This window comes from Moorena sp. SIO2C4, from assembly GCF_010672485.1.
Classification (GTDB): Bacteria; Cyanobacteriota; Cyanobacteriia; order Cyanobacteriales; family Coleofasciculaceae; genus Moorena; species Moorena producens.
The window spans coordinates 1-13,025 of sequence record NZ_JAAHGN010000081.1 but is presented as its reverse complement, the minus strand read 5'-3'; the positions used below and the strand labels follow the sequence as shown (position 1 = coordinate 13,025).

The window sequence follows — 13,025 nt, the reverse complement described above, 5'->3', positions numbered from 1 at the left end:
CTCCTGCTGAAACTACTGAGGTAGCTGTAGCACCTGAGCCTGTTGCTCCCGCTGAACCAGAAGCAGTAGCAGAGGAAGAAACTACTCCTGCTGAACCTGTCGAAGTAGCTGCAGCCATAGATCCAGCAGCCCTAGCTAAATCAGCACAAGTCTTCGCAGGTAACTGTGCCAGTTGTCATGCGGGTGGCAAGAATTTAATCAATGCCCAAAAAACTCTGAAAAAGGATGCCCTTGAGAAGTATGGCATGTACTCTAAGGACAAGATCGTTTACCAGATCACCAATGGTAAGCCCCCCATGCCAGCCTTCAAAGGTCGCCTAAAACCGGATGTGATTACAGCCCTTGCTGATTATGTGTTGTATCAAGCTGACAATGGTTGGCAGTAGATTGATACAATCGGGTTTATAAACGATTTGTAAAAATCAATCAACCCAAAACATTTGTAGTTAAGGGATTCTGTCTAAGTAATAATTCACAACCTATTTAGAATTCCTAGATTACTAAAGGAATTGAAAGTTTAAGTTAGTGGTTAGTAGTTAGTTGTTGGTGGTAATTTCATTAGCAACTGGCTGCTGACCACTAATTATTTTTTATAGCGCTGCGGTATATAGCGGTTTTCAATTTTGTGAGGTACAGAGTTTCTGGTTTTAGGGAACAGGGAATAGGGAATAGGGAATAGGGAATAGGGAAGAGAGAAGAGGAAACAGGGCAAAAATTATGTGTACCTCATTAGGATGACAACCGCTATAATTTTATATTTTATTAAGTTTTATCGGTCACCAATTGTGATATTGGCCAGACAATTTGTGATAGAATAATAGACAAGTGTATCAAACCGGCTTCTAATCGAAACTCTCCTGTTTTGGTTTTCCTCCGCAAGTCTGATCCCGAAGCCAGGGTCAATGCATCTAAATTAATCACCAAAAATATTCTCAGTATCAATCCTCTCAGTATGAATATTGAGAGGATAAATCTTAGAGGCAGTAGAGATTGCAAAATCAGACTGGTTTCCCCTGCTATAGCAACTAATGACTATAGCCGTTCTCATAGTAATTAAGGTACACAATATTTTTCTCTATTCCCTACTCCCTACTCCCTACTCCCTATTCCCTATTCCCTATTCCCTTTAATAACTGCTATCAAATTAATGAAAGCTCAAGAAGTTATCAGAAAATATGCCCAAGGAGAAAGAGATTTCCGCAGGAAAAATCTCAGAGGTCAGTGTTTCCAAGGGATAGACCTTTCCGGGGCAGATTTTAGTGACGCTGATATTACAAGCGCAAACTTTAAGAATGCCATTCTAACCGGAACTAAGTTCTGTCATGTCAAGGCTGGATTAAAAAAACGGTGGGAAATTGTTCTGGTTTTTGTTTCATGGATAGCGTCAGGACTATCAGGAACTGCCTATCTATATAGTGGAGTGTTATTAGCATTACTATTTGAGTCTTTCAATAAATCTGAAATACTTATCTTTCTTGCTATAGCTATATTTATTTTATTTATTCTTATTCTTCCTCAAGAGATCACAACAACCTTCTGCCAAGCAACTAGTATCGTACTCGCAGCAGCATCTAGTGATGAATATTTGCTCTTTGCTTTGCCCTTCGCCTTTGTCTTAATCTTTGTGTCATTGCTGAATCAAGGAATGAACAGGAGTGGGGTGAGCAGCATGGCCACCGCCAAAGATCAGGAAGGGGAAAGAACCCGATTCCACACAACTCTTAAAATCATTCCATTATTAAGCAATACCTTGGCCTTGCCCTTGGCCTTGCCCTTGGCCTTGCCCTTGGCCTTGGCAGGAGCCTTGGCCGGACAGCTAGGGTTGAACGTAGCGTTAGGCTTTGTTGTAGTGGTCTACTGCGCAGCCATAGCCTTATCCGGAGCGGGAGCCTTGGCCGTAGCTTTAGGCGGAGTCTTCACCTTACTTGGTGCTTACCTGGGCTGGCGTGCTTTCAAAGGAAACCTCAAAGATAGCTGGATTCGCAATAAAGCGATCGCATTTGCTGCTACAGGAGGTACAAGTTTTTACAATGCTGACCTAACCGATGCTGCTTTTACCGGAGCTATCCTCAAAAGTACAGACTTAAGAAAGGCTAATCTCACTCGTACCTGTTGGCGAAATACGATTCAACTTGATCAAGCTAGACTCGACTGGACTATCTTAGCTAATCCGGCTGTTAGAGAATTATTAGTTACTGGTAATGGTGAAAATAAGTCTTATCGGAATTGTAATCTCAGAGGAGCTAATCTAAATTACGCTAATCTCAAAGAGGCTAATCTTAATCAAGCTACGTTGCGAGGCGCTAATTTAGAATGGGCTAATTTAGCTAAAGCTCACGCAACTGGTACTGATTTTACTGATGCTTATTTGACTGGAGCTTGTTTAAAAGCATGGTATATTGACTCAACAACTAGGTTAACTAATGTTGATTGTAAGTATGTCTTTTTTAATGTTGATTGTCAGCTTAAAAAGCTCGATAGCAAAGGGAACAGGGAGCAGGGAGCAGGGAACAGGGAACAGGGAGTAGCGATGCAGCGCGGTCTTGTGGGTTCCCCTCATGAGCGACTGCATCAAGACGGGAGTAGGGAGCAGGGAACAAACATTAATACAATTAATTTAGAATTGCTACATAACAAAAGTATTAATGCTTTTAATGTTATTCTGCATAATCGTATTAATCTAGAAGCATTTCGTCAAGCTTTTCAAGACCTAATGGCGGAAAATCATGAAATTACTGGTGATTCGATTCAAGCAGTTGAACATCAAGGTAATGATATTTTACTTACCTTAGTAGTTCCAGAAGCAACTGATAAAGGTAAGGTGGAAAAACAATTTTTAGAACGTTATCAAGCTAAGTTGGAAGCAGGGAAACAAGCTGCTCTTATAGAGGGTAAATTAGCAGCTGAAACTCCCCTGGTTGAGAATCTTAGTGAACTGATTAGATTTATTACCACTGGTTTTCCCAGTAAGCAGTCATCTAATCCGATTAAACAGTCATCCAATCCAATTAAAATTAAGTTCTGGTGGCCTAACAAAAAATAGTAGACTTCGCGGCAGTTGTCGGGAACAGGGAATCGGGAATCGGGAATCGGGAATCGGGAATCGGGAATAGTGGAAAAGCAGTTAACTTTAACAGGTTTACCCCATCTCCCCATCTCCCTATCTCCCCATCTCCCCACACTCCCGATTCCCCTGAGCACAAACCCCTAAGATTCAGATTCGTCTTGGTCTATTGGCAGACTGACATCAAAAAAAATCAAAAATTTCCCATCGGGCATCAACTGTTTCATAGCCTGAGAATAGCTTTTGGCATCGGAAAGATTGTCAAACCGAGCGAAAACTAGTGGTGGCATCGGTGGCAATAGCCGAATCATGACCCATCCGTATAGGCGTTGACTATAGCACATAATATAAGTTGTCTCCTGTAAATGGGGATCAAGAGCCAGCCCGACCCGCTTGAACATGTCCGGGCTGGCTCTTCCGTGGAATTTATTCTCCACACTTTTAGTTTACCACAAAAAATATTATATTATAGCATATTTTGAAAAAATTTGTAACAAACTTGTTAGGGAGTCCGGAATCGGGAGTGTGGGAGGTGTGGGAAGTGTGGGAGGTATGGTGATTGTGGGAGGTATGGCGATTGTGGGAGGTATAGGGCGGGGGCGCAGGGTGGGGCTATAATTTTAGATTATATTAAGTTTTGTTGGTCAGGATTTGTGATACCGTCTTGGTAGTCGTTAGTAACAAAATCTTAATCACCTATAGCGAACCGGTGTCTGATTGAAACTGCCCTCCTGCGGTTTTCCTTAGGGATTCTGACCGCAAAGGCATAGCAAACCCATCTTAATTAATAAGCAAAAATCCTCTATATCAAAGGCAACAGGGAGTAGGAAGTAGGGAGTAAAAATTATCACAATTGCTAAAGCGATTGCTATAAGTATCAATAGTTAGAGGATGAATCTTATATCCAGTAGGGATTTAAAAATAATACTGATTTATCCTGGTCTAGTAACTAATGACTATAGCCCTTATCATAGTAATTAAAATCTACAAGCAAGATTTATTCCCGACTCCCGACTCCCGACTCCCGACTCCCGACTCCCTAATTTATAGCTCACCCAATTAATAACTCCTATAAATGCTAATGAAAGCTCAAACAATTCTGGCAAGATATGCCCAAGGAGAAAGGGATTTCCGCAGGGAAAATCTCAGGGGTCAGTCATTCCAAGGGAGAGACCTCTCTGGAGCGGATTTTAGTAAAGCTGATATTAGAGGAGCTAACTTTAAGAATACTATTCTAACCGGAACTAAGTTCCGTCAGGCCAAGGCTGGATTACAAAGATCCTGGTCAATTGTTATTCTATTGGTTTCATCGATAGCGTTAATACTATCAGCAATTGTATCATTTTATGGTGGGTGTTATGCAGCATTCATCGTTAACGATGTCCAGGGAGCAAACCTAATCTTTGGCTGGATAGCGTTGGTGGCAATAATTGTTTTATTTGTTGTTATCCTTGGTCAAGGTATTCAAACAGTCCAAGGCTTAGTCGTAGGCTTGGTCTTTGCCTTTGCCGTAGCTGTTGCTGTCGCTGGAGCCTTTGGCTTAGCCTTCCCCTTCGCCCTAGCCTTTGCTTTAGGCTTACCCTTGGTCATAGCCCTAGCCGTAGCTACAACTGGAGCGGGATCGGGAGTCTTGGATGGTGTCTTAGTAGGAGTCTTAGGCTTGTTGGTAGCGGTAGGTGCAGCTGTAGCTGGAGTCTTTGCTGTACAGCAGTCAGCCTTGACCTTTTCCAGAACAGGAGCCTTGGGCTTCGAGGTCGCCTCTGCCATAGGTGGAACCTTAGCTTTCCTGTTGTCTTTACTTGGTTCTTACCTGGGCTGGGAAGCTCTCAACCAAGACCCTAAACATGCCTGGATTCGCACTATTGCGATCGCATTTGCAGCTACAGGGGGTACTAGTTTTTACAACGCTGACCTAACCGATGCTGACTTTACCGGAGCTACCCTCAAAAGTACAGATTTAAGAAAGGCTAATCTTACTGGTATTTGTTTGGATAATACTAGTGAACTTGACCTGGCTAGACGAGATCAAACGTAAGTATTCAGCCGTCAGCCGTCAGTGGTCAGCCGTCGGCGGTTAGCTGATAATAATCTTGACACTACTCCCCACACTTCCCTCTCTTTCCCTATCCCCTTGATATAGCGCTATAGTTTTTTATTTTTTAAGTGTTTTTGCTCAGGATTTTAAGTATTTTCCCTGAGAAATTGTCATGTAATCAATTAGGATTTGTGATACAATACCAATTTATTACATAGAATCAGTTTATAATCAATACTCTCTTCCTCCGGTTTTCCTTCGTCGGGAGTATAATCGCTAAGTCAGGGTTAATGCATCTAAATGAATAAGCAAAAATAATCTAAGGATAAATACTTAGATTATAAATCTAATATCCAGTAGGCGTTTCAACATCAGACTGGTTTACCCTGCTTTAATGACTAATGACTATCACTCAATGAAAGCTAATGAAGTTCTAACCAGATATAAGAATGGAGAAAGGGATTTCCGCAGGGTAAATCTCAGAGGTCAGTCATTTAAGGGGGAAAACCTTTTAGGGGCAGATTTTAGTGAAACTGATATTAGGGGAACAAACTTTAAGAAAGCTAATCTAACTAGAACTAAGTTTTGTAAGGCCAAAGCTGGATTACAAAAACGGTGGGTAACTGTTATTCTGTTGGTTTCATTGATAGTTTCAGGAGTATCAGGAATTGCCTCGCTACTTGCTGGGGGGGTAGTAGGGTTAATCTTTGATAACAACTTAGAAAACCAAGTGTTCGGTTGGATAGCCTTGATTATACTAATAATATTATATAGTGTTATCCTGCGTCAAGGGCTCGGAGCAGGAGTCGCCAGCGCCAGCGCCATTGCCAGCGCCTTCGCCATCGCCAGCGCCTTCCCCAGCGCCTTCGCCTTCATCTTCGCAAGATCCAGCGCCTTCGCCTTCGCCATCACCATAACCTTCGTCTTCGCCATCGCCAGGGTCAGCGCCCTCACATTTGCCATTGCTATCGCCAGCGCTATCGCCAGCGCCTTCGTCTTCCCCAGCGCCTTCCCCAGCGCCATTGCCAGCAACTTCAGCTTAACGGGACCCGTAGACATAGCCTTAGCCTTAGCCATAGCCATAGCCTTAGTATTACTTGGTGCTTACCTGGGCTGGCGTGCTCTAAAAGGAGACCCCCGAGATGCCTGGATTCACACTATCGCTATTGCCTTTGCTGCTACAGGAGGTACCAGTTTTTACAAAGCTGATTTAACTGATGCTGATTTTACGGGAGCTACGCTCAAAAGTACAGATTTAAGAGAGGCTACTCTAACTCGTACTTGTTGGCGAAATACTATTAAACTTGACCGAGCTAGACCAGGTAAAACTATCTTAGCTGATACTGTTGTCAGACAATTATTGGTTAGTGGTAATGGTTATAATACTAATTATAGTAATGCCAATCTTAGAGGGGCTAATTTAAAAGGAGCTAATTTAAATAAGGCTAATCTAAAACTAGCTGATATTAGCGAAGCCGCTTTAGAGGAGGCTAATTTAGAATGGACTAATTTAACTGAAGCTCAAGCAATTGGTACTGATTTTACTCATGCTTATTTTACCGGAGCTTGTTTAGAAGCGTGGAATATTGACTCAACAACTACCTTAACTAACGTTGATTGTCAGTATGTCTTTTTATTAGAGAATCCCAATTCTCAAGGAAGTCGAGAGCGTCATCCCCATGACCCTGACAGAGTTTTCCAACCAGGGGATTTTGAAAAGCTCTATAATAAGATTATGAATACGGTACAGATTCTGCTGCGCAATGGTGTTAATCAAGAAGCATTTCGTCAAGCCTTTCAAAAAATAATGGCGGAAAATCCTGCAATTACTAGTGATTCGATTCAAGCCATTGAGAAGAAAGGCAATGATGTTTTACTTACCTTGGAAGTTCCAGAAGCCACAGATAAAGGTAACTTTGAAAAACATTTTTTAGCAGTTTACGAAGCTAGGTTGGAAGCAGCAAAACAAACTGCTCTGCTAGAGGCGGAAAGAAGTCATAATCAGGATATGAAGGAATTTGTTAGAGCCGCTTTTACCAGCAATCAGTCATCCAATCCTATACTTAATTTTACAAATACAGCTAAAGCCAAGAGTGATATGTCAGATAATTCACGTAATTTTAATATAGATAATCTAGATATAGACCAAAGCCAAGCTAATAATCCTAATAATTTTAATGTTTTCAACGACAATGCTAGACAAGTTAACACGAATAATTTCAGATCAGAGCAAAAACAAAGCTTAGCCGAAGCAGCAGCAGAAATCCAGCAACTCCTCAACCAACTATCCCAGACTAATCCCACTACAACCAACAAAGATAAGATGATAGTTGTAGGTGAAGTTATTGACCAAATTGAGACTAACCCAACCTTAAAAGCTAAGGTAATCAATGCCCTGAAAGCAGGAGGAGTAGAAGCCTTCAAGGAAGCTATAGACCATCCTTTGGTTAACATTTTGATGGCTACAATCGACGGATGGACATAAGTTTAGTCAGCTATCAGCTTTCAGTCTTCAGCTATCAGCTATCAGCTTTCAGTAATCAGCTTTCAGCTTTCAGTTTTCAGCTATCAGCTATCAGCTATCAGTTAAAGGCTGACGGCTGACGGCTGACGGCTGACGGCTGACAGCTATCAGCTATCAGTTTTCAGCTTTCAGCTATCAGCTTTCAGCTTTCAGCTTTCAGTTTTCAGCTAAAGGCTAAAGGCTAAAGGCTGACGGCTGACGGCTGACAGCTATCAGCTTTCAGTTTTCAGCTTTTGAATAAAAGAGGTAAGCATGCGTTTAATATCTGTTACTTCTGCTGCCAGGAATTCATAGTCTTTGGCTTTGAGTAAGTTAAGATTGTAAGCCAGTAACAGATGATATTCAAGTTCACTTGCTGAACCCATAGCAATGTGAAGAAAACGGGCTAGTTCGGCTTTTCCGTTTCTACCACATCCCTCAGCAATATTGGCAGGGATTGAAGCGGAAGAGCGACGGATTTGGCTTGTCAACCCATAAAGTTCTTCCTTCGGAAATACTTGGGTTGCCTTATAAACAGATAACGTCAGGTGATGGGCTTTTTCCCAAACTTTCAATTTTTTAAAATCTCTCAATATTGAATGCTCCTATCAGCTATCAGCTTTCAGGTTTCAGCTATCAGCTTTCAGGTTTCAGCTTTCAGTTTTCAGCTATCAGCTTTCAGCGGTCAGCTATCAGCTTTCAGTTTTCAGTTTTCAGCTTTCAGCTATCAGCTATCAGCTATCAGGTTTCAGCTATCAGGTTTCAGCTATCAGCTATCAGCTATTAGCTATCAGTTTTCAGTTTTTACCTAAAGGCTAAAGGCTGACGGCTGACTACTGACCGCTGACTACTGACTACTGACGGCTGACCGCTGACCACTGACAGCTGATCGCTGACCACTGACTGCTGACCACTGACTGCTGACAGCTGACAGCTGAAATCAGTTTTTTAATAAAAGTAGGTAAGCATTAGTTTAATCTGAGTTACCTTAGCTGACCACTGACCACTGACCGCACCTCAAGTAGCGTGGCCATTCGCGTAGCGTGGCCATAGGCCAAGGCCAAGGCTGAAGGCTGAAGGCTGAAGGCTGAAGGCTGAAGGCTGAAGGCTGAAGGCTGAAGGCTGAAGGCTGACTGCTGATCGCTAAGATAAGAAATAGGAACCAATTTCTAGAATCTTGTTACAACAACCAACAATGAAAGGACTCTGGCTCGAAAACCAGCAACTGCAACTGCGCACTGACCTACCTGTGCCATCACCACCCTCTGATGAAGCCTTAGTGCGGGTATTGCGTGCGGGAATATGCAACACTGATTTGGAACTAATCCGAGGCTATTACCCCTACAAGGGTATATTAGGTCATGAGTTTGTTGGTGTTGTGGAAGATGGACCAGAGAATTTAGTCAACCAGCGGGTGGTGGGAGAAATTAATGCCGCCTGTGGTGAGTGTCGATTTTGTAGAACTGGACAACCCACTCACTGCCAAAACCGTACTGTCTTAGGTATTGTTAACCGTAACGGAGCTTTTGCTGACTATCTGACCTTGCCGGTAAAAAACTTACATCCCTTACCGGATACTATTTCTACTGATGCCGCAACCTTTACCGAGCCTTTGGCTGCAGCTCTGGAAATTCAGGAACAAGTCAGGGTTGCTCCCGATCACCAGGTGTTAGTAGTCGGAGACGGTAAGCTGGGACAACTGGTGGCACAAACCCTAGCCCTAACGGGCTGCAATTTGCTAGTGATTGGCCGTCATCACGAGAAGTTGGCCAATTTAGAAGCCAGAGGAATTAAGGTAGGCTTTGCCGATGCCATCACTAACGGTCCTTTCGATATCTCAGTGGAGTGTACTGGCAACCCCGAAGGCTTTGCCCTTGCCCGGGGAGCGTTGCGCCCACGAGGTACCCTGGTATTAAAAAGTACCTATGCTGGCAACCTAACCTTTGATGCCTCGTCTCTAGTAGTAGACGAAATTACCCTAATCGGTTCCCGTTGCGGTCCCTTTAAACCAGCAATAAATTTACTAGCACAAGATAAAGTAAATGTCAACTACCTAATCCAAAGTCATTACCCAATTGAGGAAGGGTTAACTGCCTTTAACCATGCCCAGCAGCGGGGAGTCTTGAAAATTTTACTGACCATGGACCAGAATTCTTGAAAGATTAGTAATAGGTGATGAATAGCGAGCCTTTTGGTGGTGCGTTACGGGGCGGACTATCCCAACCCTGGCTACGAGGCGAAGATTAAGGGCAAGTCCGCCCCTAACGCACCCTACGCACCCGATTCCCGATTCCCGATTCCCGATTCCCGATTCCCTACTCCCGATTCCCGATTCCCGATTCCCGATTCCCTATTCCCTTTACTAAACTATGACTTATCAACAACAATCCGAATTCGAGAAATCTCTTAATATCCGTGCAATGACCACCAAACAAATTTGGTCATATGCTACTGGCATGTTAGCGATTTGTATGATTTTTGCCCCAGGCAGATATAAGTTAGCCATACCGATGATTGTAATCGGAGGAGCAGCAACTAGCACCGCTTTTGTTTGGCACTCTCATAACAAGTCCGATAAAACCCTTCTTCCTAATCAGGTACAACAGATAGAAGAACGCCTCGGTAACATAGAAACTATTGTAGGACGGGATGATTTGGAAGTAAATTTGAAACTTAAACAATTAGAAGAAAAGATATAAGCTGTCAGCCGTCAGCCGTCAGCCGTCAGCTGTCAGCTTAAAATAAACCTATTTGAAAATTTAAGATTGAGAGATTAATGAGAATTTAAAGTCTGGGTGAAAGCCTATCTAAGCATAAGCTGATAGCTGATAGCTTACCAAAAGCTATAGTATTTTCAGTTTAGAATATAGCATTATAATCGAGGATTGGATCAGGCTCGATTATAGTAGATAATTCTAGAGGATTTGGAAAGATATCACCTAATATAATAATGCTCAAAACGAAGACTTATGTAACTGGTACACTATCTACACTACTCCTAGCACTAGTAATTGGATGTAATGGGGCGGATTCCCCAAAGGGCGTATCTCCATCTCCTGATCCAGAGTCTTCCCAGTCCTCAGAACCAGAGAATGCACTAAAGGTGATCCCAAAGCCTGATCAACCGCTAACTGTTGCGGAAACGAATCCTATTCCAGGAAGCCAACAGAGTGTTGACCAATACCTAAAAGGATTATCTGCCAAAGGGATGACTAAGACCAATCAAGGGATATGGATCGAATCAGGAGATACCCTGTTAGCCAATCACCAAGGCACTATTCCTTTACCAGCAGCATCCCTTACCAAAGCAGCAACTACACTAGCTGCTCTTTCTACCTTTGGTCCTGACCACCAATTCATTACCCAATTTAGCGCCACTGGACCGATTGAGAATGGGGTGCTACAGGGGGACCTAGTGGTTCAAGGGTCAGAAGACCCGTTTTTTGTCTGGGAAGAAGCCATAGCAGTGGGCAACCAGTTAAATCAGTTAGGTATCAAGCAAGTAACCGGTAATTTGGTGATTGTGGGTAAGTTTTATATGAATTTTGAGACCTTACCCCTCAAAGCTGGCACTCTGCTCAAGCAAGGCTTGAATGGTAAGAGTTGGCCACCAGCAGCAGAAACTCAGTATCAGACCTTACCCCCAGGTACCCCTAGACCGGAAATTGCGATCGCAGGCTCTGTGCAAGTGGTAGCTTCACCCCCTGACAATCTACAGCCCCTAGTGCGCCAGTATTCCTTTCCCCTGGCGGAACTGCTGAAGAAAATGAATCGCTACAGTAATAATAAAATGGCCGACATGCTAGCCAATACAGCTGGTGGTGCCAAGGTGGTAGCCCGCAAAGCAGCAGAAGCGGCGGGAGTACCCCAATCAGAAATTAGCTTAATCAATGGCTCTGGTTTAGGTGAAGAAAATCGCATGTCTCCTCGGGCTGTCACTGCTGTATTTCTCGCCATTGAGCGCTATCTTAAGCAATACAACATGACCGTTGCTGATGTATTTGCCATCGTAGGACAAGACAAAGGTATTTTAAATGAACGTCCATTGCCTAACTTAGCAGTAGTCAAATCCGGTAGTTTAAATTATGTTAGTACCTTAGCCGGAGCCTTACCAACTCAAACCTATGGCACTGTTTGGTTTGCTGTGATGAATTCAGGAGGAGACTATACCAAATACCGGACTCAACAAGAGGTGCTGCTAAAAGAATTAGTAACTAAATGGGGAGTGGTGCAATCTGTTCCTTCTGACATTAAACCATCACCCCAGAGGATTGGTAAGAGGTCGTTTAGTGAAATTGTTAGGTAGGGAGTCCTTCCTGTATCCTGGTTTAGTGTTAACTAAACTCTCGTTAATATAACTGAGAAACATAGATGGCAAACCCAACCGCAACCTTAGAAACATCCTTAGGCACAATTACGGTAGAATTGTTCACCGATGTGATGCCAGAGACAGCCGGTAATTTCATTAAACTAGCTAAGTCTGGTTTCTACGATGGTCTTCATTTCCACCGGGTCATTAATAACTTCATGATTCAGTTTGGCTGTCCCTATAGCAAGGATCCCAATAGTGGTCGCGCCGGTACGGGGAATGGTCCTGACGGCTGCATCCAGGATGAACACCCGGACAATGCCAAAATTTCCAATGAGCCAGGTACATTATCTATGGCAAATACCGGTGCTCCCAATAGCGGTAGTTGTCAGTTTTTCATCAATACACGGGACAATTCCTATCTCGATTGGTTTTCTCCAGGCCCCTCGAAGCACCCGGTTTTTGGTAAAGTGACTGAGGGTATGGATGTGGTAAACAACATTCAAACCACCCCTACTGATCGCGGTGATCGCCCTCAAACTCCGGTTCAAATGGTGAAAGTAACGATTAATGAGTAACCCCTTGTAGGGTGGGCAAAAAAAATTTTGATTATGCATGAGTATTGTGGATAATAGAACTTTGCCCACCATACTTTAATTGGTATTTGTTTTAACTGCGATCGCTTTTAGCGGAAGCCTTGGCCAAGGCTGACCGCTGACCGCTGACCACTGACCACTGACCGCTGACTGCTTACCTTTTATCTTTTCCTACGATATTCTTCATCAAGCCGAGTTGATATAATTTGACAGTATCACTAGGGGAGCAAATTCTTTAGTGTTAGCGTCTACCAGGAATGGTCTGACTTAGGAACAGTAAAACCAATGAACACATCACCCTGGCTAGCAGCTACTGCAATCACTACAGCTTCTTGCCTTACCTTAGGCGCTATCAATCCAGCAGCAGCGAATACTTTTGACAACATCGAAGTTAACGGAAACAATTTTATAGCCGTCGCTGCCCCTTTTGGCTACAACCAGTATCAATTACTAGTCATCGAGCAGATTGCCAACTGGCAAGCGTGCTGGCGTGAAAGTGGCACTAACCCAGTTGTTGA

16 protein-coding genes are annotated in these 13,025 nt (G+C 43.2%); 12 read left to right on the top strand and 4 right to left on the bottom strand.

Going from position 1 to position 13,025, the window contains the following annotated elements; all coding sequences use genetic code 11:
- The first annotated feature begins 116 nt into the window (after positions 1-116).
- Entirely contained in the window at positions 117-386 is a 270-nt protein-coding gene (locus tag F6K20_RS07045) for a c-type cytochrome (RefSeq protein ID WP_502708083.1), read from the top strand.
- A gap of 761 nt (positions 387-1,147) precedes the next feature.
- Positions 1,148-3,043 carry a pentapeptide repeat-containing protein gene (locus F6K20_RS07040; protein WP_287267206.1) on the top strand — a complete coding sequence of 632 codons (1,896 nt, stop codon included), beginning with the start codon at positions 1,148-1,150 and terminating at the stop codon, positions 3,041-3,043.
- Here F6K20_RS07040 and F6K20_RS07035 read toward each other — a convergent pair.
- Positions 3,030-3,182, bottom strand: coding sequence for a hypothetical protein (locus tag F6K20_RS07035; RefSeq protein ID WP_229419883.1), 153 nt, complete (start codon positions 3,180-3,182; stop codon positions 3,030-3,032). The genes F6K20_RS07040 and F6K20_RS07035 overlap by 14 nt on opposite strands.
- 25 nt (positions 3,183-3,207) lie before the next feature.
- Complete coding sequence (locus tag F6K20_RS07030; protein ID WP_287267204.1) at positions 3,208-3,408, bottom strand: hypothetical protein; 201 nt, start codon at positions 3,406-3,408, stop codon at positions 3,208-3,210.
- A 737-nt stretch (positions 3,409-4,145) separates the two neighbouring features.
- On the opposite strand from F6K20_RS07030, the gene F6K20_RS07025 reads away from it, so the two are divergent.
- From F6K20_RS07025 to F6K20_RS07015, 3 genes are all read left to right on the top strand, one after another.
- The gene (locus F6K20_RS07025) at positions 4,146-5,099 is read left to right on the top strand and encodes a pentapeptide repeat-containing protein (protein WP_287267201.1); all 954 of its coding nucleotides are present in this window, start codon (positions 4,146-4,148) and stop codon (positions 5,097-5,099) included.
- Between the two features lie 415 nt (positions 5,100-5,514).
- Complete coding sequence (locus F6K20_RS07020) at positions 5,515-7,584, top strand: pentapeptide repeat-containing protein (protein ID WP_044492490.1); 2,070 nt, start codon at positions 5,515-5,517, stop codon at positions 7,582-7,584.
- A complete protein-coding gene (locus tag F6K20_RS07015) occupies positions 7,575-7,703 on the top strand; it encodes a hypothetical protein (RefSeq protein WP_008181364.1) in 129 nt (42 codons plus the stop codon). Before F6K20_RS07020 ends, F6K20_RS07015 begins: the two co-directional genes overlap by 10 nt.
- 132 nt (positions 7,704-7,835) lie before the next feature.
- Here F6K20_RS07015 and F6K20_RS07010 read toward each other — a convergent pair whose 3' ends face one another.
- Entirely contained in the window at positions 7,836-8,195 is a 360-nt protein-coding gene (locus F6K20_RS07010) for a four helix bundle protein (RefSeq protein ID WP_008181366.1), read from the bottom strand.
- A 2-nt stretch (positions 8,196-8,197) separates the two neighbouring features.
- On the opposite strand from F6K20_RS07010, the gene F6K20_RS07005 reads away from it, so the two are divergent.
- Positions 8,198-8,389 (top strand): hypothetical protein, encoded by a 192-nt coding sequence (locus tag F6K20_RS07005; RefSeq protein ID WP_287294230.1) that lies wholly within the window; start codon positions 8,198-8,200, stop codon positions 8,387-8,389.
- Positions 8,390-8,585: 196 nt separating this feature from the next.
- On the opposite strand, the gene F6K20_RS07000 is transcribed toward F6K20_RS07005, so the two are convergent.
- On the bottom strand, positions 8,586-8,768 hold the full coding sequence (locus F6K20_RS07000) for a hypothetical protein (protein WP_131827011.1): 183 nt from the start codon (positions 8,766-8,768) through the stop codon (positions 8,586-8,588).
- 29 nt (positions 8,769-8,797) lie between these two features.
- Here F6K20_RS07000 and F6K20_RS06995 point away from each other — a divergent pair, with 29 nt between their 5' ends.
- The 6 genes from F6K20_RS06995 to F6K20_RS06970 all read left to right on the top strand — a co-directional run.
- On the top strand, positions 8,798-9,760 hold the full coding sequence (locus F6K20_RS06995) for an MDR/zinc-dependent alcohol dehydrogenase-like family protein (RefSeq protein ID WP_008181369.1): 963 nt from the start codon (positions 8,798-8,800) through the stop codon (positions 9,758-9,760).
- 39 nt (positions 9,761-9,799) lie between these two features.
- On the top strand, positions 9,800-10,012 hold the full coding sequence (locus tag F6K20_RS06990) for a hypothetical protein (protein ID WP_137985393.1): 213 nt from the start codon (positions 9,800-9,802) through the stop codon (positions 10,010-10,012).
- On the top strand, positions 9,972-10,301 hold the full coding sequence (locus tag F6K20_RS06985; protein ID WP_071103669.1) for a hypothetical protein: 330 nt from the start codon (positions 9,972-9,974) through the stop codon (positions 10,299-10,301). The genes F6K20_RS06990 and F6K20_RS06985 overlap by 41 nt, the downstream gene beginning before the upstream one ends.
- Positions 10,302-10,552: 251 nt before the next feature.
- Positions 10,553-11,908, top strand: a complete 1,356-nt coding sequence (locus tag F6K20_RS06980) for a D-alanyl-D-alanine carboxypeptidase (RefSeq protein WP_008181373.1) — start codon at positions 10,553-10,555, stop codon at positions 11,906-11,908.
- A gap of 65 nt (positions 11,909-11,973) precedes the next feature.
- Positions 11,974-12,489, top strand: a complete 516-nt coding sequence (locus tag F6K20_RS06975) for a peptidylprolyl isomerase (protein ID WP_287294225.1) — start codon at positions 11,974-11,976, stop codon at positions 12,487-12,489.
- A 303-nt stretch (positions 12,490-12,792) separates the two neighbouring features.
- Positions 12,793-13,025 (top strand): DUF3747 domain-containing protein (locus F6K20_RS06970; RefSeq protein WP_287294222.1); only part of this gene is annotated, 233 nt, incomplete at its 3' end.

What these genes read in the sequence shown, in the direction of transcription:
- F6K20_RS07040 (WP_287267206.1), top strand. Translation starts at nt 1,148, where the DNA reads ATGAAAGCTCAAGAAGTTATCAGAAAATATGCCCAAGGAGAAAGAGAT.
- F6K20_RS07025 (WP_287267201.1), top strand. Translation starts at nt 4,146, where the DNA reads ATGAAAGCTCAAACAATTCTGGCAAGATATGCCCAAGGAGAAAGGGAT.
- F6K20_RS06985 (WP_071103669.1), top strand. Translation starts at nt 9,972, where the DNA reads ATGACTTATCAACAACAATCCGAATTCGAGAAATCTCTTAATATCCGT.
- F6K20_RS06995 (WP_008181369.1), top strand. Translation starts at nt 8,798, where the DNA reads ATGAAAGGACTCTGGCTCGAAAACCAGCAACTGCAACTGCGCACTGAC.
- F6K20_RS07020 (WP_044492490.1), top strand. Translation starts at nt 5,515, where the DNA reads ATGAAAGCTAATGAAGTTCTAACCAGATATAAGAATGGAGAAAGGGAT.
- F6K20_RS07015 (WP_008181364.1), top strand. Translation starts at nt 7,575, where the DNA reads ATGGACATAAGTTTAGTCAGCTATCAGCTTTCAGTCTTCAGCTATCAG.
- F6K20_RS07030 (WP_287267204.1), bottom strand. Translation starts at nt 3,408, where the DNA reads ATGTGCTATAGTCAACGCCTATACGGATGGGTCATGATTCGGCTATTG.
- F6K20_RS06975 (WP_287294225.1), top strand. Translation starts at nt 11,974, where the DNA reads ATGGCAAACCCAACCGCAACCTTAGAAACATCCTTAGGCACAATTACG.
- F6K20_RS06980 (WP_008181373.1), top strand. Translation starts at nt 10,553, where the DNA reads ATGCTCAAAACGAAGACTTATGTAACTGGTACACTATCTACACTACTC.